The sequence below is a fragment of the Nocardia wallacei genome, from assembly GCF_014466955.1.
GTDB lineage: Bacteria > Actinomycetota > Actinomycetes > Mycobacteriales > Mycobacteriaceae > Nocardia > Nocardia wallacei.
In genome coordinates this window covers 1,667,879-1,687,000 of record NZ_AP023396.1, presented here as the reverse complement: position 1 = coordinate 1,687,000, position 19,122 = coordinate 1,667,879, and the positions used below count along the sequence as shown (strand labels likewise).

The window sequence follows — 19,122 nt, the reverse complement described above, 5'->3', positions numbered from 1 at the left end:
CGGGACCGCCCCCTACTCCCGCACGTAGTACCGCAGCGTGCCGTACGCGGTGAGAGCCGCGAACACGATGCCCACCGGCACGATCGTCATGGTCACGATGGCGATGTCGTCGCCGGTGATCCGGGGAAACACCTTGGAGGCGAACAGATCTCCGAGCGCGCGATCGATGACCAGCGGCCGGGAGATGAGCAGGCCGATCACCGCGAGCACCGAACCGGCCAGCGCCGCCACCACCGCCTCCAGCAGGAACGGCAACTGCGTGTACCAGCGCGTGGCGCCGACCAGTCGCATGATGCCGACCTCGGTGCGGCGGGTGAACGCCGCGATCTGCACCATGTTCGCGATCAGCAGCAGCGCCGCCAGCGCCTGCAGCACCGCCAGGCCGAACGCCGCGTTGCGCAGGCCGTCGAACAGGCTCACCAGCCGGTCCACGATGTCCTTGTCGTTGCGGACGAAACCGACGCCCTCGCGGCCCTGGAACTCCTGGAAGATGCGCGGGTACTCACCCGCGTCGGCCATCTTCACCCGCAGCGAGGCCGGCAGCGGCGACTCGCTCACGTAGGCCGCCAGCTCCGGCTGGTCCTTGAAGGTCTTCTCCTTGGCCTCGCGAATGGCGTCGTCGCGGCTGAGGAACTGCACCGAGACGACGCCCGAGGTCCGCTTCAGATCCGCCATCAGCGTCTTGCACGGATCCTGCGAGCAGTCCCGGTCGCCGGCGGAGACCTCTTCGGTCAGATACAGCCGCACCTCGAGCCGGTCCAGGAAGTACTGCTCGGTCTTGTCCGCCATCCGCACCGCGAGCAGGCCGCCGCCGAGCATGGTCAGCGACACCGCGGTGGTGAGGATCATGGCGATGGTCATGGTGACGTTGCGGCGCAGGCCGTTGAAGACCTCGCCGAACAGGAAGCTCGCGCGCATTACCGGCCCACCCCGTACACGCCGGTCGCCTCGTCGCGCACCAGCCTTCCCCGGTCCAACTCGACCACGCGCCGGCGCATCGCGTCGACGATGTGATTGTCGTGGGTCGCCATCAGCACCGTGGTGCCGACGCGGTTGATCCGTTCCAGCAACATCATGATGTCCTGACTGGTGTCCGGGTCGAGGTTGCCGGTGGGTTCGTCGGCCAGCAGCACCAGCGGCCGGTTCACGAACGCCCGCGCGATGGCGACCCGCTGCTGCTCACCGCCGGACAGCTCGCTGGGCAGCCGGTCGGCCTTGCCGGACAGGCCCACCAGGTCCAGCGCCTCCGGAACCGCGCGTTGGATGAACTTGCGATTCTTGCCGATCACCTCGAGCGCGAAGGCCACGTTCTGTTCCACCGTCTTCTGCTGCAGCAGCCGGAAGTCCTGGAACACGCACCCGATGCGCTGGCGCAGTTTGGGCACCTTGCGCCCAGGCAGCCGGTCCACCCGGAAATCGGCGACGTGCACCTCACCGGCCGACGGCTTCTCGTCCTTGAGCAACAGCTGCATGAACGTCGACTTACCCGAACCGGACGGCCCGATGATGAAGACGAACTCGCCCTTGTCGATCTCGACCGAGACATTGTCCAACGCCGGCCTCGTGGAGGTCGGGAAGGACTTGGTGACGTTCCGCAGGGTTATCACGAGCAGCCAGTGTAGCCAGCGAAGAACGGGCATTCGCCCGCGGCATTTTGCGGCGCGCCCGGTGACGTCACCCCGCACAACCACGCCGACGGCGGAAATACGCCGTCAACAGGCACGGCCGCGACCGGCCCCGCGATCGCTGTCACATTCGCGTCACTTGTCCGCCGGTGTCGAAACGACCGATTTCGGAATGGTATTCGCGATCGGCGTGAAGCCGGAATGCTCCGGAGTGGCCGGTTTGACGAAGACATACAGGACGAACGTGGCGATCCAGACGGTGATGAGGATCGCCGTGGACTTACGCGGTTTCACTCATACCCTCCCGGCGCAGCGCCGCGGCCACCCGCACCCGCAGCTCGCGCCCTACCTCGAATTGCTTGCCCGGCAAGGTCCTGGCAACCATTCTGATGTTCATCTGATCGACCGTGAGGTCCTCGAGGCCCATCACCGTCGGCTCGTCCAGCAGCAGCGTCTTGAGCCGCCGATCCTGGAACGCCTTGGCGCCCACCTCGTGCAGGATCTCGTTGACCCTGGTGATGTCGGCGGTCGCCGGCACCGGCACATCGATCGCCGCGCGCGCCCAATCCTTGGACAGGTTGGTCACTTTCACGATCTGGCCGTTGGGCACCGTGATCACCTCGCCGTCGACGTTGCGCAGGGTGGTGATCCGCAACGTGACGTCCTCGACCGTGCCTTCGGCGGGCGTGGTCTGCCCGGTGACCGCGATGCTCACCACATCGCCGAATCCGTACTGCCGCTCGGTGATCAGGAAGAACCCGGCCAGCAGGTCCTGCACGATGCGCTGGGCGCCGAAACCCAGTGCGGCGCCGAGCACCGCCGCCGGCGCGACCAAGCCGCTGAGCTCGAAACCCAAGCGCCGCAACACTTGCAGGGCCACCAGGAAGTAGCCGATGGACAGCACCACCCAGGTGACGACCTGCGCCAGCGCGTGCCGGTGCTTGGCCGCCTCCGAGCGGACCAGCGAGTCGCTGCTCTGGAATCCCGCGTCGATGCGCCGGGTGATCCGGTCCCGGACGAAGGTCGCGAACCGGCTGAACAGCATCGCGCCGATGACGAGCAGCACGATCTCCAGCCCGCTGCTGCGCAGCCAGCTGGTGATGTCCGAGCCGGCGGCGAGGTCGGCGCTCATCGGACCGTCCTTCCCGGCGCGAACCGGAAACCACCAGGAATCACGCTGCCACCGAAATACACGCCCGTCAGGCTACTACGGCGCTCGCGCTGCCCGAAACGTCGTGATTGCACCGTGATAGCGAGGTACGCCGCATTTCCGGGCCTACTGTTCGTCACCCTGACGCATCCGCCAGCGGATTCCTTCCTCGATGAATCCGTCGATATCACCGTCGAGCACCGAGCCGGGGTTGTTCACCTCGTAGTTGGTGCGCAGGTCCTTGACCATCTGGTAGGGGTGCAGCACGTAGGAGCGCATCTGGTTGCCCCACGACGCGCCCTCGGTGGTCTTGAGCGCGTCCATCTCCGCGCGCTCCTCGAGCCGCTTGCGCTCGAGGAGTTTGGCCTGCAGCACGCGCATCGCCGAGATCTTGTTCTGCAGCTGCGATTTCTCGTTCTGGCAGGTGACCACGATGCCGGTCGGGATGTGCGTGATGCGGACCGCGGAGTCGGTGGTGTTGACGCTCTGGCCGCCGGGGCCCGACGAGCGGTAGACATCGACGCGGATATCGCCCTCGGGCACGTCGATGTGGTCGGTGGTCTCGACCACGGGCAGCACCTCGACCTCGGCGAACGAGGTCTGGCGGCGGCCCTGGTTGTCGAACGGGCTGATACGAACCAGGCGATGTGTGCCCATCTCGACCGAGAGCGTGCCGTAGGCGTAGGGCACCTTCACCGCGAAGGTGGCGCTCTTGATTCCGGCTTCTTCGGCGTAGGAGGTGTCGTAGATCTCCACCGGGTACTTGTGCCGCTCCGCCCAGCGGACGTACATGCGCATCAGCATCTGGGCCCAGTCGGCGGCGTCGACACCGCCGGCGCCGGAACGGATGTTGACCAGCGCCTCGCGCTTGTCGTACTCACCCGAGAGCAGAGTGCGGACTTCCATCGCCTCGACGTCGGTGTGCAGAGCGGCGCGTTCGGCGTCGGCGTCGGCCAGGGCGGCGGTGCGGGCCTCGCCCTCCTCACCCTCGGCGAGTTCGTAGAGCACCGGCAGGTCTTCCAGGCGCTGGCGCAATTCGGTGACGCGCCGCAGTTCGCCCTGGGAATGCGACAGTTCGCTGGTGACCCGCTGTGCGTGCTCCTGGTCGTTCCACAGGTCCGGGTCGGCGGCCTGCTGTTCGAGTTCGTCGATCCGGCGGCGCAGCTCGTCGACGTCGAGCACCGACTCGACGGTCTTCAGCGTGGTGTCGAGTTCGGCGAGATCAGCGGAAACGTCAGGATGCACGATCGTTCAATCTACCGGTCGCGCTCGGTGGCGCGAAATACGCCGAGGTCAGCGCGGATGTGGTGCGGGAGTCAACCGGAGACTGCCCGCAGGCCGCCCGGGCGGCGGCCGATCAGCGAATCCAGGGCGGCGGCGGTGGCGGCGTCGGCGGGGAGGCTGATCAGGAGATGCTGGTCGTCGTCGGCCGACAGGTCCAGGCGCTCGTAGGCGAAGCGCAGCGGTCCGGCTTCCGGGTGGTTCAGGCGGGCGATGCCGTTGGCGTCGGCGAAGCCCGGGATGCGTTCCATGCGGCCGGTGAACTCCACGCCCACGGTGACGGTCAGCTCCTCGACCAAGGCGTTGACCTGCGAATCCGATTGGTAGGGGCCCTCTTTGAGGTTCGCGACCGCCTTGTCGGCCCAGTGCGCCCAGTCCGGATACGCCACGCGAGCTCGTTCGTCGGTGAACAGGTAGCGGGGAATGCTGGCCGGGAGTCCGCCGTCGAGCAGCCCGATCGGGCCCATGACCTGGCGGTAGCCGTCGGTGCAGGCCAGTACCTCGCCGAGTCGGTTGAGCACGGCGGCGGGTGCGGGTTCGAGCTGGTCCAGCACGGCCTGCACCGCGGGGCGCACCACGCGGTTGGGGGTGGCGCCGCCCAGGCAGTGGAACCCCGGATCCGCGCCCTTGACCAGCCGGTACATGTGCACGCGCTGGCTGGGTGTCATGTTCAGGGCATCGGCGAGCGCCGAGAGCACCGCCGACGAAGGGCGGCGATCGCGGCCCTGCTCCAGTCGGATCAGGTATTCGACGCTGACCCCGGCCAGTGTGGCGAGTTCGGCGCGGCGCAGTCCGGGGGTGCGCCGCCGCGAACCGGCGGGGAGCCCAACTTCCGCGGGTGTCACGGCCTCGCGCCGGGTGCGCAGGAACAGGCCGAGTTCGTTGTCACTCATGGCCTGTCACAAGCCTCTCGCCCGCATCACACACCTCGCTGGTCTCGGGTCGGTGAAACCGCCTTCCGCATCCGACGCTAACAGCGATCGCGGTCGGAAAGGTATCCCTCCCACTACCACTCTCACAGCGGGCTCCCTGACCTTCGCGGCGGACAGCAGAGTCGTGACAAGCGACAAACGCATGTGAAGGAGACTCGAATGTCCAGCAACACTCCCCGGCTCGCCGTGATCATCGCCAGCGTCCGCGACGGGCGGTTCGGACCGGTGGTCGCGAACTGGTTCGCCGAGCGGGCCCGCGAGCACGGCGGGTTCGAGGTCGACGTGGTCGATCTCGCCGAGGCGGAACTGCCACTCGCGTTGCCCGCCACCTCGCCGATGATGGATCCGAATCCGACCCGTCCGGCCGGGATGGCCGCACTCACCCGCAGTCTCGACGCCGCCGATGCCGTCGTGATCGTGACTCCGGACATCAACCGCAGCTACCCGGCGTCGCTGAAGACCGCCATCGACTGGCACTTCACCCAGTGGGACCGCAAGGCGATCGGTTTCGTCGGCTACAGCGGCCTCACCGGCGGCCTGCTCGCCATCGAGCACCTGCGCTCGGTGTTCAACGAACTCAACGCCCACACCGTCCGCAACTACGTGTCGTTCCCCCGCTACTACCTCCTGTTCGACGCCGAGGGCAACCTGACCGACCCCGATGACCCCGCGGCGGCCGCCACCGCCATGCTCGACCAACTGCACTGGTGGGCAACCGCATTGGCCGCGGCCCGGATCGCCGCCTGAGGGGAACGCACCGGTAGCCCGCCGCGGCTGCGCGGTTACTCGCCCGGCAACGGCGTGGCAAGTGCGGCACCCACTGACCGGACAAGGCGTCGCGCGCTCGGGATGCGCGTGATCTGATGGCGGTTCGGCCGTCGATGAGGAGGGTGGATGAGCACGTTCGCGGTGACCGGGAGCGCGTCGGGTATCGGGGCGGCGGTGAGTGCGCATCTCGGCGCGGCCGGGCATCGGGTGATCGGGGTGGATCTGCGCGATGCCGAGGTGACGGCCGACCTCGGGACCGGCGACGGGCGCGCGCACGCGGTCGCCGAGATCATCCGGCTCAGCGGGGGACGGCTCGACGGGTTCCTGCCCTTCGCCGGAGTGGCCGCGGCGACCGGCCGGCCGGGCGGGCTGCTGGTGTCGGTGAACTATTTCGGCGCGGTCGAACTGCTGGAGGGCGTGCGCCCGTCGCTGCGCGCGGCGGGAAGCGCGTCGGTGGTACTGGTGTCGTCGAATTCCACTACGACGCAACCGGGTTGGCCCGTCGAACTCGCCGACGCCTGCCTGGCCGGGGACGAGCAGCGGGCCCGGGGCATCGCCGAGTCGTTCGGCGACCTGGGCGCGATCCAGGCATACCCGGCCACCAAGGCGGCGCTGGCGTGGTACGCCCGCACGCGGTCGGCCGAGTACATCAAGGAGGGCATCCGCCTCAACGCCATCGCACCGGGAATCATCGATACGCCGATGACCCGGGAGGGCGCCGACGACGCGCTCATCGGCGAGGGTATGAAGGGTTTCCTGGCGGCAACGCCGATCGGCCGGGCCGGGCGGCCGGAGGAGATCGCGGAGCTGGTGGGCTTCCTGCTGTCCGACCGGGCCGGGTTCTTCGTAGGCTCGGTCCTGTTCTGCGACGGCGGCATCGACGCCGCCTTCCGCGGCCGGGATTGGCCGGCGGTCTGGCAGATTCCGCAGTAGACCACCACCACCCCGCACCGCCGCGGGCACCGGCTAACGTGTGCCGCGTGACCGACCACTCCGCGGACCTCGAGCTCGCCCTGCGCCTGGCCGACGCGGCCGACACGATCACTCGCGCGCGCTTCGGAGCCTTGGATCTGAAGGTCGACAGCAAGCCGGACCTGACACCGGTGTCCGACGCGGATCTGGCGGTGGAGCGCGCCCTGCGAGCCGAACTCGAACGCGAGCGCCCCGGCGACGCCGTGCTGGGCGAGGAGTTCGGCGGCGCTGCCGAATTCACCGGACGGCAGTGGGTGCTCGACCCGATCGACGGCACCAAGAACTTCGTGCGCGGCGTACCGGTGTGGGCGTCGCTGATCGCGTTGCTCGTCGACGGTGTACCGGTGGTGGGCGTGGTGAGCGCGCCCGCGCTGTCTCGAAGGTGGTGGGCCGCAACCGGTTCCGGCGCGTTCACTCGTTTCGAGTCGGGGCCGCCGAAGGCGATCGCGGTATCGGCGGTCCGCGAACTCGGCGCCGCCAGCCTGGCCATCTCCAGCCTCTCCGGTTGGCGCGATCTCGGCCTGCGTGACCGGCTCATCGATCTCACCGACGCGGTGTGGCGCACTCGCGGCTACGGCGACTTCTTCGGCTATTGCCTGCTCGCCGAGGGCGCGGTAGATATCGCCACCGAACCCGAGGTATCGCTGTGGGACCTGGCCCCACTGGATGTCCTCGTCCGCGAGGCCGGGGGGCGCTTCACCGCTCTCGACGGCAGCGACGGCCCGCACGGTGGCAGCGCGGTAGCCACCAACAGCACCCTGCACGACGAAGTTCTCACCCGCCTGCGGCCCTGATCGGGAGCGCGCCGGCCGCGGTGCCCCGCACCGAGCCGAGGGCGTGCCGTGGTCGTGAGCCGAGTCCGCCCGGTCGGGCGATCCGTCAGCTCGGCAGGTCGCCCACGAAGACCGCGAGATCCTTGTGCTCCCAGGCCAATTCGACGGAAAACCCTGCCTCGCTGAGCCAGCGCACTTGGTCGGGGGAGGTGCTGGGGGTGTCGTAGGCGCCGTCGATCGGGGTGACGGCGTCGGCGGGGTCTTCGGGAATCACCAAGTCGCCCAGGACGAATCGACCGCCCGGCACGAGTTCGCGGGCCACGCGGCGGAACAGGTCGGCCTTGCCCGGACCGTCCAGATGATGCACCGCCAGCGCCGAGACGGCCAGTTCGAACGGGCCGTTCGGCAGCGGGTCCTGCAGGCGGCCCACGCGCAGTTCGGCATCGACCGGCAGCACCGCGCGGGCGTGGGCCAGCATCGCCGCGCTCGCGTCCACGCCGACGAGGGTCGCTCCGGCATGCACCTGAAGCACCCCGCGGGCAGTGACCCCGGTGCCGGTGCCCAGGTCCAGTACCCGGCCGACCCGGCCGACTCCGATCGTCGCGTCGCGGACCGCGTCCTGCAGCCGGGCGTAGTCGGGAACCTCCGCGGCCATCAGGTCGTCGTAGGTATCGGGATCGAAATGAAACTGGCCCATCAACCGACACTATCGGCACGAAGCTGTGGCGGAGATCGCTCTGTGTGTGCTGCCGCTCGACTCCTTTCTTACTCTGGAGTAAGATAGCCTTACTCGACAGTAAGATGCTGGGACCGATCACCCACCACCCACCCCGAGAAGACTGGTGATTATGAGCACTCGAGACACCGCAACGAAGCGTCGTCCGGATTCCGCCGTGGGCCTGAATCCGCAGAAGCGCGACTGGATGGGCGCGGCCATGCGGGTCATGACGACCCTGACCGGGTCCGAGCTCGCCGAGAAGTACAAGCTGCGCGAGCCGATCAACCGGCTCACCTACGAAGGCACCAAGACCGGCTTCCGCACCCTGGGCAGGGCCACCCGCGCGTTCAACAAGGTGGCCGGCGGCGGACAGCCGAAGCGGTTGCCCGCCAACGAGTCCCGCAACAAGGACTACTTCGACCTCACCCCGAGCGACGAGCAGAAGATGATCGTCGAGACGGTACGCGAGTTCGCCGAGGAGATCCTGCGCCCGGCCGCCTACGAGGCCGACAGCGCCGCCAAGGCGCCGCGCGACCTGCTCGAGCGCGCCGCCGAACTCGGCATCACGCTGATCAACGTGCCCGAGGAGCTGGAGGGCGCGGCCGCCGAGCGCGGCGCGGTCACCAACTCGATGGTCGCCGAGGCGCTCGCGCACGGCGACATGGGGCTGGCGTTGCCGATCCTGGCGCCCTCGGGGGTCGCGGTCGCGCTGTCGCAGTGGGGCACCGACGCCCAGCAGCAGACCTACCTGGGCGCCTTCACGGGTGAGAACGTGCCGCAGGCCTCGGTCGTGATCAGCGAGCCGCGGCCGCTGTTCGACCCGTTCGCGCTGCAGACCAAGGCCACCCGCTCCCCCAGCGGCTACCGGCTCAACGGCGTGAAGAGCCTGGTCCCGGCCGCCGGCGATGCCGAGCTGTTCATCATCGCCGCCGAGCTGGACGGCCGCCCGGCGTTGTTCATCGTGGAATCCGACACCCCGGGCCTGGTGATCGAGGCCGACCCGAGCATGGGCCTGCGGGCCGCGGGCCTGGGCCGGCTGATCCTGGACAACGTGGCGGTCTCCACCGACGCGATCCTGGGCGACGGCGACGCCGCCCAGCGCGCCGAGGAGTACGCCGACGCGGTGCGGCTGGCCCGGCTGGGCTGGGCCTCGCTCGCGGTCGGTACCGGCCAGGCCGTGCTGGACTACGTGATCCCGTACGTGAAGGAGCGCGAGGCTTTCGGCGAGCCGATCGCGCATCGCCAGGCGGTGGCGTTCATGGTCGCCAATATCGCGATCGAACTGGACGGCATGCGGCTCGTGACTCTGCGGGGTGCGTCACGCGCGGAGCAGGGCCTGTCGTTCGCTCGCGAGGCGGCGCTGGCCCGCAAGCTGGCCACCGACAAGGGCATGCAGATCGGCCTGGACGGCGTGCAGTTGCTCGGCGGCCACGGCTTCACCAAGGAGCACCCGGTCGAGCGCTGGTACCGCGATCTGCGCGCCATCGGCATCGCCGAGGGTGTTGTTCTCGTCTAGCCCGACTTCCGCAACGGAGAGACCATCATGATCAATCTCGAACTCCCCAAGAAGCTGCGGGCCAGCGCCAACCAGGCGCATCAGGTCGCGCAGGAGATCTTCCGCCCGATCTCGCGTAAATACGACCTCGCCGAGCACGAGTACCCGGTCGAGCTGGACACCATGGCCGCCATGGTGGAGGGCCTGGCCGACTCCGGCACCCAGGACATCTCCGGCGCCACCGGCGGCCGCAAGTCCGACACCGGCGAGAAGGCCGACAACCACGCCACCGAGCTGCTCGGAAACTCCAACGGCGGCAACATGTCCGCGCTGATGAACGCCCTCGAGACGTCCTGGGGCGATGTCGGCCTCATGCTGTCGATCCCGTATCAGGGCCTCGGCAACGCGGCCATCGCCGCGGTCGCCACCGACGAGCAGCTGGACCGGTTCGGCAAGGTGTGGGCCGCCATGGCGATCACCGAGCCGTCGTTCGGTTCCGACTCCGCTGCCGTCACCACCACGGCGGTGCTCGACGGTGACGAGTGGGTGCTCAACGGCACCAAGATCTTCGTGACCGCCGGTTCGCGCGCCACCCACATCGTGGTGTGGGCGTCGGTCGACAAGACCAAGGGCCGCGCCGCCATCAAGTCGTTCGTGGTGCCGCGGGACGCCCCGGGCCTCACCGTCGCCCGGCTCGAGCACAAGCTGGGCATCAAGGCCTCCGACACCGCCGAGCTGCGGCTCGAGGACTGCCGGATCCCGAAGGACAACATCCTCGGCAGCCCGGAAGTCAACGTGGAGAAGGGTTTTGCCGGGGTCATGCAGACCTTCGACAACACCCGCCCGCTGGTGGCCGCGATGGCCGTAGGCGTCGGCCGCGCCGCCCTCGAGGAACTGCGCACGATCCTCACCGAGGCCGGCGTCGAGATCGACTACGACCGCCCCGCCAACGCCCAGCACGCCGCGGCCGCGGAATTCCTGCGCCTGGAGGCGGATTGGGAGGCGGCCTACCTGCTGTCCCTGCGCGCCGGCTGGATGGCCGACAACAAGAAGCCCAACTCCCTCGAGGCCTCCATGTCCAAGGCCAAGGCCGGCCGCATGGGCACCGACGTCACACTCAAGGCAGTAGAGCTGGCGGGCGGCGTCGGCTACTCCCAGCGCCTCCTGCTGGAGAAGTGGGCCCGCGACTCGAAGATCCTCGACATCTTCGAGGGCACCCAGCAGATCCAGCAACTCATCGTGGCCCGCCGGGTCCTGGAGCTGACCAGCGCCGAACTGAAGTAGGTCGCAGGACCACGGAGAACCGGCGCGAGTGTGTGTCATGCCTCGCGCCGGTTGTTTCGCTTCCGGGCACGCTGGTCTGGTGGAGAGGCGATGTCACGCCGGGGCGCCGAGCGGGGGGTGCTCGAGGACGCGGGGCTTGTACTCGACCAACTGGATGCGGCCGTCGAAGGTGCGGTGGTCGGTCATCTCGAGGGCGACGTCCGGATAGCCGTCGTAGATGCGTTCCGCGCCCGTAGCGCCGGTGATGACCGGGAACATCACGACCCGGAATCGGTCGACGAGTCCGGCTCGCAGCAGGGACCGGCACAGCCTCAGGCTGCCGATGGTGCTGAGCAGCCCCGAACCACTCGACTTCATGGCACGGACCGCCTCCACGGCGTCGTCGCGAACGAGCGTGGAGTTGGCCCACACCAGCGGCTCCTCCAGCGAGGAGGAGAACACCACCTTGGACGCTTTCGTGAGCCCGTCGACCGATGCCTCTTCCTCGGGCCTGAACTCGTCTTGGCCCTCGGGAACCTCACCGGCGGCGAAGCCCGACATCAGGCGGTAGGTATTCGCTCCCATCAGGTACTTCGGCTCGGGCTGCTCACCGAGCCATGCGAGGTACTCCGGGCCTTCGAGTCCCCAGAACCCGGGCCAGCCCTCCCCCGACGCATAGCCATCGAGGGAGGTGATGAAGTCAACGAGAAGCTCCGACATAACGGTCTCCTTTCCTAGGGTGTCAAGAGCTTCGACCGGCCGGGAGCCACGAATTCATCGGCCGAGCCGTCAGTTCGGGGGCTGGGGGGTGTCCAGTTTGGTGCACTGCCAGCGGCCGTCGAGGTATTCGACGGTCAGGGTGACGGGGACTTGTTTGGTTTGGGGGTTCGCGCCGGTGGTTATGTTGTGGAGTGTCTGGGTGAGTAGACCGGTGATTTCCGCGCGGGTGGCGTCGCCGGATTTGAAGTAGCACTCGGCGGCGCTGGCCCGGGAGGACACCTGGCTCTGGACCATGGCGCCTCGCAGCGCGGACCACGTGGTGTCGAACTGGGCCTGGAGATCACCGGCCGCTCCGTCGTCCAGCGACTTCTTGTAGGAGTCGAGATCTTTGTAGTCGTAGGTCATCATGGCGCGCCCGAAATCGCAGGCGAACTTGCGCGACGCCTCGCGTGCTTCTTCGGCGGCCTGTTGCTCGTGCTGTTTACTGGACGAATTGTGCAGCACCAGAACGACAGTCGTGGCGGCGCCGCCGAGGACCAGGACGATGCCCAGCATGGCGGCGACGAACAATCCGCGGCGGCGGCGCTTCGGCACCGGCGGCGCCGAGGGACCGGGAGTGAAGGCCATCGGATGCGGAATGGGCCTGCCCGACAAGGCGTTCGCCGCCGCGGCGGCCAGTTCTCCGCAGCTGCCGAAACGCTGACGCGGGTCCTTGGCCAGTGCCCGGGCGATGACGGCGTCGAAACCCGGTGGCAGCGCAGGGTTCCGGCGGCTCGGTACCGGTGGCGGCAGATGCAGGTGGGCGTTGATGAGTTGCGCCGAATTGCTTCCGGGATACGGGTGGTCGCCGGTGAGCATGTGATAGAGGGTGCCCCCGAGCGCGTATACGTCGGTGCGGTGATCGACCGGTGAGCCGGCATCGAACTGCTCGGGCGCGGCGTACTGGAGGCTGGCATACACGTCGCCGGTGCGGGTGAGGCCGACGGATTCGTCGAGCGCCTTGGCGATGCCGAAGTCGGCGAGCAGCACCCGCTGCTGCGGTCCGCGGGCGAGCAGGATGTTGGCCGGTTTGACATCGCGGTGCAGGATCCCGCCCGCATGGGCGTGGTCGAGCGCGCGGGCGGTCTCGGTGATGATCCGCACCGACTGCTCCGGCGGGATCGGTCCGTTGCGCACGACGGCGGCGACATCGGTGCCGTCGATGTATTCCATCGCGATCCACAACCGGCCCTCGTGCTCACCCCGCGCGTGAATGGCCACGATATTCGGATGAGCCAGCCGCGCAACGGTATCCGCCTCCCGCTGAAACCGCGCTCGGACGTCCGGGTCACCGGCCATGGCGTGACTGAGCAGCTTCAGCGCGACGAACCGGGGCAGATCCCGGTCGTGCGCGAGATACACCTCGCCCATGCCGCCGACGCCCAGCAACCGTTCGATGCGATAGCCGGCGAAGACCTGCCCGTGCGCCAGCGTGCTACCCAACCCCGTCCTCCTCCACCCGAGCCTGGGATTACGGTACTGGACCGCGCCGGGGCGAGCGACCTCGAAACTCAGCAGCCGAAGACCTGGCCCAACTGCTCTCTCGGGTCCGCGGCCTGCTCGTGGAGGCAACCGAACGGGACCACCCCGGCATCACTGATCCGCGCGGCCGATTTCGCCACCGCGTGCACGCAGACGAGACCGTCCGTTTCGAGGCGGCAGGTGAAATCCTCGGCGGTGATGCGGCTACCGTAGGGCAGCGCGGCGCCATCGCCGAGGACGAAGGGGCCCGGGTCGCCGTGCAGGGAGCCGACCGAGAGGGTCGTGCCCGTGTAATCGATCCAGTTGGGGACCCAGTTGCCGATTTGGTCGCCCGGGGGGCGCGTGGGCGGGTGCCGCAGGTCCACCAGGCAGCTCAGGTCGTCGAAACCGGTGCGAAAATCGGTGGTGCACTTGATTTTCCCGGTTGGGCTCACGAATGCAATGTCGCCGTTCAACGGTGTGGATCTACCATCTCGGGTGGCGGTGCCGAAGTGTGCGGGGTCGACCGGTTTACCGGCCTGCACCCAAGCGGCGACGTCGGCGAACGAAGCTCCTCGCGCGGGCGCTTGCATGACGGCATCGGAAACGGGATGTGGCTCGCCGTCTTTGGTCAGGGAGCAACCTGCCGCCAGGAGCACGAGCATCGTCAACACCGCGATACGCATGACGCTCACAGTATGCGGTGATTCGGCCACGAGGTTCCCGCATCGGCCACGACGGGCAGTCACCGGCGCGTGTACGCGGGCGACGCGCCGGGACGAGAACGCGAGACCAGCCCAATCGCCGGAATGTGTCGGAGGTGCGTGTCATGCTGGGGTTCCGCGATCGAGACAGGCCTGAAAGCGCACCGGCGCAGGCAGATTCGCAATGAGGGGGATGCCATGTCAGAAATACCGTCCGATATAGCGATCGCCCGCCATCGCCGGGACGTCGCCGAACTGCACGACAGGTTCGCGTCGTTACCGGCCGACGAGCCGGTGCACCTGGTCAAGTCCACCTCCAACCTGTGGCGCCCGCGCGTCCAGCAAGGGAACGGGCTGGACGTGCGGACCTTCGACCGGGTGCTGACCGTCGATCCGGGCGGCCGCACGGCCGAGGTAGAGGGCATGGCGACCTACGAGACGATCGCCGACGCCGCCCTCGCCCGGCGCATGCTGCCGCCGCTGGTGCTGGACTGCAAAACCATCACCCTGGGCGGCGCGGTCGTGGGCACCGGGGCCGAATCCTCGTCGTTCCGGGCCGGTCTGCCGCACGACAGCGTTACCGAGATGGAGGTCCTGACCGGTGACGGCCGTATCGTCACGGCCACCGCCGACAACGAGCACGCCGAACTGTTCCACGCCCTCCCGCACTCCTACGGCTGTCTCGGCTACGCCCTGCGGCTGCGGCTCGACCTGGAACCGGCGCAACGGCTGATCCGGCTGCGGCACGTGCGAACGGGCTCGACCGGCGAATGGGTATCGGCGCTGCGAAAGATCACCGAGACCCGCGAATTCGACGGGGAGCGAGTCGATTTCGTGGACGGCACCTACTTCGGCCCGGACGCGGTCCATCTCAGCCTGGGCACCTTCACCGACACCGCGCCCTACCTGTCCGACTACACCGGTCGGCGCATCTACTACCACGCCGTCCGCACACACACCGAGGACTACCTCACCATCCGCGACTACCTGTGGCGCTGGGACACCGACCTGTACTGGACGTCCAAGGCGTTCGGCCTGGAAAACCCTGTCGTGCGGCAACTTTGGCCGCGGCGCTATCGCAATGCCGAGACCCTGCGCCGCCTGCAGATGTGGGCGCGGCGCGACGGCCGGGCCGACCGGGTGCTCGCCGCGGTCGGCCGCCCGGTGGAATGGGTGCTGCAGGACGCGGACCTGCCCGCCGAGACGGTGCCGGAATTCCTGGAGTTCTTCGCCCGCGAGGTCGGCATCGCGCCGGTCTGGCTGTGCCCGTTCGTCATGCGCCGTCGCGCGAGCCTGTACCCGATAGAGACCGGCCGCCTGTTCGTCAGCATCGGGTTCTGGGCGCCGGTCCGCCTACGCCGCGGCCAGGCGCCGGACCACCACAACCGCCTGATCGAGCGTAAGATCACCGAACTCGGCGGCCGCAAACCGCTGTACTCGACGGCGCACTACCGCGAGGACGAATTCTGGCAGCTGTACGGCGGCGACACCTACCACCGGCTGAAGGCCGCCTACGACCCCGACGGCCGCTTTCCCGACCTGTACGACAAATGCGTCCGCGGTAGGTAGCTGGCGAGCGCCCGAATTGGCCGAATTTGTGTATCCCAGGTCACATCCGGCTGCTACCTTCCACACACGGACGGGTTGCGTGCGACGGCGCACGTGGGGCACGCGGAGGTGTTCGAGGTGACCTCGATTCTGGAGGAAGTGCAGCGCAGGACGGCCCACACGGTCGAGACGCTGCGGGGGCTGAACGTGCTGCGGACGCGCGGGTTCATCGATCCGGGCGATCCGGTCGAGACGCTGCGGACCATCAAGGAGTCGCGTGTCCTGGGCCCGCAGGCGACCATGGTCCGGCACGCCGCGCGGACCTGGCCCGCCAATGTGGCGGCCGTCGACGAACGTGGCGCGCTGACCTACCGGGAACTGGACGAGGGCTCGAACGCGCTGGCGCACGGCCTGCGTAGCCTCGGCGTCACGCCGGGCACCGTGATCGGCATCCTGGCCCGCGACCACCGGGGCCTGCTGCTGGCGATGGCGGCGGCGGGCAAGCTCGGCGCCCGGCTGGCGCTGATGAACACCGGCTTCGCCAAACCGCAGTTCGCCGAGGTCTGCAAGCGGGAGAACGTCAAGGCGGTGCTGCACGACAGCGAGTTCGTCGGACTGCTCGACGCGCTGCCGCCGGCGTTGCCGCGCGTGCTCACCTGGGTCGACGAGGGCCACGAACTGCCGGAGGGCGCCACCACGATCGAGGAACTGATCGCCGCCAACTCCAGCGCTCCCCTGCCGCTGCCCGACAAGCCCGGCGGCTTCATCATCCTCACCAGCGGCACCACCGGATTACCGAAAGGCGCTCCGCGCGACAAGGTTTCGCCGCTGTCGACGGTCCAGGTGATCGATCGGCTGCCGTTCCCACGTCAGGGCCGGATGATGATCGTCTCGCCCATCTTCCACAGCACCGGCCAGGCCACCTGGCTGGTGGCCGCGGGCCTCGGCAACGAGGTGGTGCTGATCCGCCGCTTCGACGCCGAGACCACGCTGCGCAAGATCGCCGAACACCGGGTGGAGATGCTGGTCGCGGTGCCGACCATGCTGCACCGCATGGTCGAACTGGCTCCGGCGGTCCGGGCGAAGTACGACCTGTCGTCGCTGAAGTCCATCGTGCTGGCCGGTTCGGCGCTGTCGCCGGAGCTGACCATCCGCGCCACCGAGGCGTTCGGCCCGGTCGTCTACAACCTGTACGGCTCCACCGAGTGCGCCGTCGCGACCGTGGCGCAACCGCAGGACCTGGCCATCGCGCCCGGGACCGCCGGTCGCGCGCCCACCACCTGCGAGGTCGCGCTGTTCGACGACGACGGCCGCCGCATCCGCGACAAGCACGTCACCGGCCGCATCTTCATCCGCTCCGGCGCGCCGTTCAAGGGCTACACCGACGGCCGCCACAAGGAGATCATCGGCGACTTCATGTCCTCCGGCGATGTCGGCCATTTCGACGAGCACGGCCTGCTGTTCGTCGACGGCCGCGACGACGACATGATCGTCTCCGGCGGCGAGAACGTCTTCCCGCAGGAGGTCGAGAATCTGCTGCTGGAGCGTCCCGATGTCTTCGACGCCGCGGTGATCGGGGTGGACGATGCGGAGTTCGGCAAACGGTTGCGCGCGTTCGTGGTGCCCGAGCCGGGCGTCACACCCGACGCCGACGAGATCAAGGCCTACGTCAAGGGCAATCTGGCTCGCTACAAGGTGCCGCGCGATGTCGTCTTCCTCGATGAACTCCCCCGCAACACGACCGGCAAACTACTGCGGCGGGTGCTGAGCGAATACCCCGCCACGCAGTAGATCAACCGTCCAGTTATAGGCGTACTCTCCGTTACAGAGACACGAACCACATCCCGTCTGACCTGCTTGCTAGGGTTAGCAGCGCACTGGATCTCGATGTTGCGGTCCGCCAGCCCGATCGGCGGTATCCGCGGAAGGTTGTACCTATGTCAGCTGTCCTTCCGTCAGTCAGCGGGGCCCTCCGCAAGGCCGGAGATATGGCTCTCAGCGTCAACGCCATGCGCAAGCGGGGGCTGTTCAGCCCGCTGCGGCCCGACCACGCGATCGGCTCGGCGCTCAATGTCGGCAAGTTCGGCCCGTTCGCGGGCGTGATCATGCACGCCGCCAAGACCAACGCGCACGCACCGGCCATCGTCGACGAACGCGGAGAACTCACCTTCGCCGAGATCGACGCCCAGTCCAACCAGGTCGCGCGCGGCCTGGCGGCACTGGGCCTGGGGCAGGGCGATGTCGTCGGGCTGCTGGCCCGCGACCACCGCGGCATGGTGCTGAGCCTGGCCGCCACCGGCAAGCTCGGGGTGCGCGCGGTACTGATGAACACCGGTTTCGCCAAACCGCAATTCGCCGATGTCGCCGCGCGCGAGCAGGTCAAGGCGGTCCTGCACGACAGCGAGTTCGTCGAGTTGATGAGCGCGATCCCGGCGGACATCCCGCGCATCCTGACGTGGGTGGACGAGAAGGACGGCGTGGATCCGTCCATACCGACGCTGGATTCGTTGCGCGAGAACAGGTCCGGCGATCCGGTACCGGCGCCGGAGAAGCCGGGCGGGATGATCATCCTGACCTCCGGCACCACCGGCACGCCCAAGGGCGCCCCGCGGGAGAAGGTCAGCCCGTTCATCTCCGCGCAGTTCCTGGACCGAATTCCGTTGCCGCGCAACGGCACCATGGTGGTGGCCGCGCCGATCTTCCACGCCACCGGTCTGTCGCAGTTCACCCTCGGGCTGGCGCTGGGCAACCGAATGGTGTTCCAGCAGCGGCGTTTCGATCCGGAGCAGACGCTCGCCAACATCACGAAGTATCAGGCGTCGTCGCTCGTGGTGGTGCCGACGATGTTGCAGCGCATGCTCGACCTGCCCGCGGAGACGCTGGCCAAGTACGACATGTCGTCGCTGCGCATGCTGTTCGCCGCGGGCTCGGCGATCCCGCCGGACGTGGTCACCCGCAGTCTCGACTACTTCGGTGACGTCCTCTACAACGTCTACGGCTCCACCGAGTGCGCCGTGATCACGGTCGCCGGCCCGCAGGAGCTGCGGATCGCACCGACCACCGCCGGGCGCCCGCCGGTCGGCATCCGCCTGGCGCTGTACGACGAGAATCGGAAGCGGATCACCGAGCCGCACGTCACCGGCACGATCTTCATCTCCAACGCGCACTCCTTCACCGCCTACACCGACGGGCGCACCAAGGAGACCGTCGACGGCATGATGTCCTCCGGCGATGTCGGCCACTTCGACGAGAACGGGCTGCTGTTCATCGATGGCCGCGACGACGACATGATCGTCTCGGGTGGCGAGAACGTCTTCCCGCAGGAAGTCGAACATCTCATCGCCAATCGGCCCGATGTTCTCGAAGCGGCCGTCGTCGGTGTCGACGACCGCGAGTTCGGTAAGCGGCTGCGGGCCATCGTGGTTCCCGGCCCCGACTCCGCGCGCGATCCGCAGGAGATCAAGGAATTCGTCAAGGCCAACCTCGCTCGGTACAAGGTGCCGCGTGAGGTCATCTTCCTCGAGGAACTCCCCCGCAATGCCACCGGCAAACTTCTCCGCAAACCGCTCGTGGAGATGGAGGCCACCGCCGAGTAGTTCCCGGGCGGGGTAGTTCTGTGTGGAATTGCTGTGCGAGTGCGAATAATTGACGGTAAACAATCCGTTATCATCAG

At 68.2% G+C, this 19,122-nt stretch carries 18 protein-coding genes; 8 read left to right on the top strand and 10 right to left on the bottom strand.

Going from position 1 to position 19,122, the window contains the following annotated elements; genetic code table 11:
* Positions 1-12 precede the first annotated feature (12 nt).
* The 6 genes from ftsX to NWFMUON74_RS07755 all read right to left on the bottom strand — a co-directional run bounded on the left by ftsX (position 13) and on the right by NWFMUON74_RS07755 (position 4,949).
* Positions 13-918: a permease-like cell division protein FtsX gene (gene ftsX, locus NWFMUON74_RS07780; protein ID WP_187687275.1), complete on the bottom strand. Its 906-nt coding sequence runs from the start codon at positions 916-918 to the stop codon at positions 13-15.
* Positions 918-1,607 carry a cell division ATP-binding protein FtsE gene (gene ftsE, locus NWFMUON74_RS07775; RefSeq protein WP_187687274.1) on the bottom strand — a complete coding sequence of 230 codons (690 nt, stop codon included), beginning with the start codon at positions 1,605-1,607 and terminating at the stop codon, positions 918-920. The genes ftsX and ftsE overlap by 1 nt, the downstream gene beginning before the upstream one ends.
* A gap of 153 nt (positions 1,608-1,760) precedes the next feature.
* A complete protein-coding gene (locus tag NWFMUON74_RS07770; protein WP_187689630.1) occupies positions 1,761-1,919 on the bottom strand; it encodes an Rv3103c transmembrane domain-containing protein in 159 nt (52 codons plus the stop codon).
* The gene (locus NWFMUON74_RS07765; protein ID WP_187687273.1) at positions 1,906-2,757 is read right to left on the bottom strand and encodes a mechanosensitive ion channel family protein; all 852 of its coding nucleotides are present in this window, start codon (positions 2,755-2,757) and stop codon (positions 1,906-1,908) included. The genes NWFMUON74_RS07770 and NWFMUON74_RS07765 overlap by 14 nt, the downstream gene beginning before the upstream one ends.
* A 144-nt stretch (positions 2,758-2,901) precedes the next feature.
* On the bottom strand, positions 2,902-4,020 hold the full coding sequence (prfB, locus tag NWFMUON74_RS07760) for a peptide chain release factor 2 (protein WP_187687272.1): 1,119 nt from the start codon (positions 4,018-4,020) through the stop codon (positions 2,902-2,904).
* 71 nt (positions 4,021-4,091) lie between these two features.
* On the bottom strand, positions 4,092-4,949 hold the full coding sequence (locus NWFMUON74_RS07755) for a helix-turn-helix domain-containing protein (RefSeq protein WP_187687271.1): 858 nt from the start codon (positions 4,947-4,949) through the stop codon (positions 4,092-4,094).
* A 198-nt stretch (positions 4,950-5,147) separates the two neighbouring features.
* Between NWFMUON74_RS07755 and NWFMUON74_RS07750 the strand changes: the two genes are divergently transcribed.
* From NWFMUON74_RS07750 to hisN, 3 genes are all read left to right on the top strand, one after another.
* A complete protein-coding gene (locus tag NWFMUON74_RS07750) occupies positions 5,148-5,735 on the top strand; it encodes an NADPH-dependent FMN reductase (protein ID WP_187687270.1) in 588 nt (195 codons plus the stop codon).
* Between the two features lie 147 nt (positions 5,736-5,882).
* Positions 5,883-6,689 carry an SDR family oxidoreductase gene (locus tag NWFMUON74_RS07745; protein ID WP_187687269.1) on the top strand — a complete coding sequence of 269 codons (807 nt, stop codon included), beginning with the start codon at positions 5,883-5,885 and terminating at the stop codon, positions 6,687-6,689.
* Between the two features lie 47 nt (positions 6,690-6,736).
* Positions 6,737-7,522, top strand: a complete 786-nt coding sequence (gene hisN, locus NWFMUON74_RS07740) for a histidinol-phosphatase (protein ID WP_187687268.1) — start codon at positions 6,737-6,739, stop codon at positions 7,520-7,522.
* An 85-nt stretch (positions 7,523-7,607) separates the two neighbouring features.
* Here the strand turns inward: hisN and NWFMUON74_RS07735 are convergent, their stop codons facing one another.
* A complete protein-coding gene (locus tag NWFMUON74_RS07735) occupies positions 7,608-8,198 on the bottom strand; it encodes a class I SAM-dependent methyltransferase (RefSeq protein WP_187687267.1) in 591 nt (196 codons plus the stop codon).
* A gap of 145 nt (positions 8,199-8,343) precedes the next feature.
* Between NWFMUON74_RS07735 and NWFMUON74_RS07730 the strand changes: the two genes are divergently transcribed.
* Together NWFMUON74_RS07730 and NWFMUON74_RS07725 are read left to right on the top strand one after the other, a co-directional pair.
* Positions 8,344-9,735, top strand: coding sequence for an acyl-CoA dehydrogenase family protein (locus tag NWFMUON74_RS07730; protein ID WP_425300842.1), 1,392 nt, complete (start codon positions 8,344-8,346; stop codon positions 9,733-9,735).
* A 27-nt stretch (positions 9,736-9,762) separates the two neighbouring features.
* Positions 9,763-10,998, top strand: a complete 1,236-nt coding sequence (locus tag NWFMUON74_RS07725) for an acyl-CoA dehydrogenase family protein (protein WP_187687265.1) — start codon at positions 9,763-9,765, stop codon at positions 10,996-10,998.
* Between the two features lie 93 nt (positions 10,999-11,091).
* On the opposite strand, the gene NWFMUON74_RS07720 is transcribed toward NWFMUON74_RS07725, so the two are convergent.
* The 3 genes from NWFMUON74_RS07720 to NWFMUON74_RS07710 all read right to left on the bottom strand — a co-directional run bounded on the left by NWFMUON74_RS07720 (position 11,092) and on the right by NWFMUON74_RS07710 (position 13,883).
* Positions 11,092-11,697 (bottom strand): dihydrofolate reductase family protein, encoded by a 606-nt coding sequence (locus tag NWFMUON74_RS07720; RefSeq protein ID WP_187687264.1) that lies wholly within the window; start codon positions 11,695-11,697, stop codon positions 11,092-11,094.
* 69 nt (positions 11,698-11,766) lie between these two features.
* Entirely contained in the window at positions 11,767-13,179 is a 1,413-nt protein-coding gene (locus NWFMUON74_RS07715) for a serine/threonine-protein kinase (protein ID WP_232110902.1), read from the bottom strand.
* Between the two features lie 68 nt (positions 13,180-13,247).
* Complete coding sequence (locus NWFMUON74_RS07710) at positions 13,248-13,883, bottom strand: hypothetical protein (RefSeq protein WP_187687263.1); 636 nt, start codon at positions 13,881-13,883, stop codon at positions 13,248-13,250.
* 216 nt (positions 13,884-14,099) lie between these two features.
* Here NWFMUON74_RS07710 and NWFMUON74_RS07705 point away from each other — a divergent pair, with 216 nt between their 5' ends.
* From NWFMUON74_RS07705 to NWFMUON74_RS07695, 3 genes are all read left to right on the top strand, one after another.
* The gene (locus NWFMUON74_RS07705) at positions 14,100-15,470 is read left to right on the top strand and encodes an FAD-binding oxidoreductase (protein ID WP_187687262.1); all 1,371 of its coding nucleotides are present in this window, start codon (positions 14,100-14,102) and stop codon (positions 15,468-15,470) included.
* Positions 15,471-15,587: 117 nt separating this feature from the next.
* Positions 15,588-17,240, top strand: a complete 1,653-nt coding sequence (locus NWFMUON74_RS07700) for an acyl-CoA synthetase (protein ID WP_425300749.1) — start codon at positions 15,588-15,590, stop codon at positions 17,238-17,240.
* 197 nt (positions 17,241-17,437) lie between these two features.
* Positions 17,438-19,045, top strand: coding sequence for an acyl-CoA synthetase (locus NWFMUON74_RS07695; RefSeq protein ID WP_232110901.1), 1,608 nt, complete (start codon positions 17,438-17,440; stop codon positions 19,043-19,045).
* Positions 19,046-19,122 lie beyond the last annotated feature (77 nt).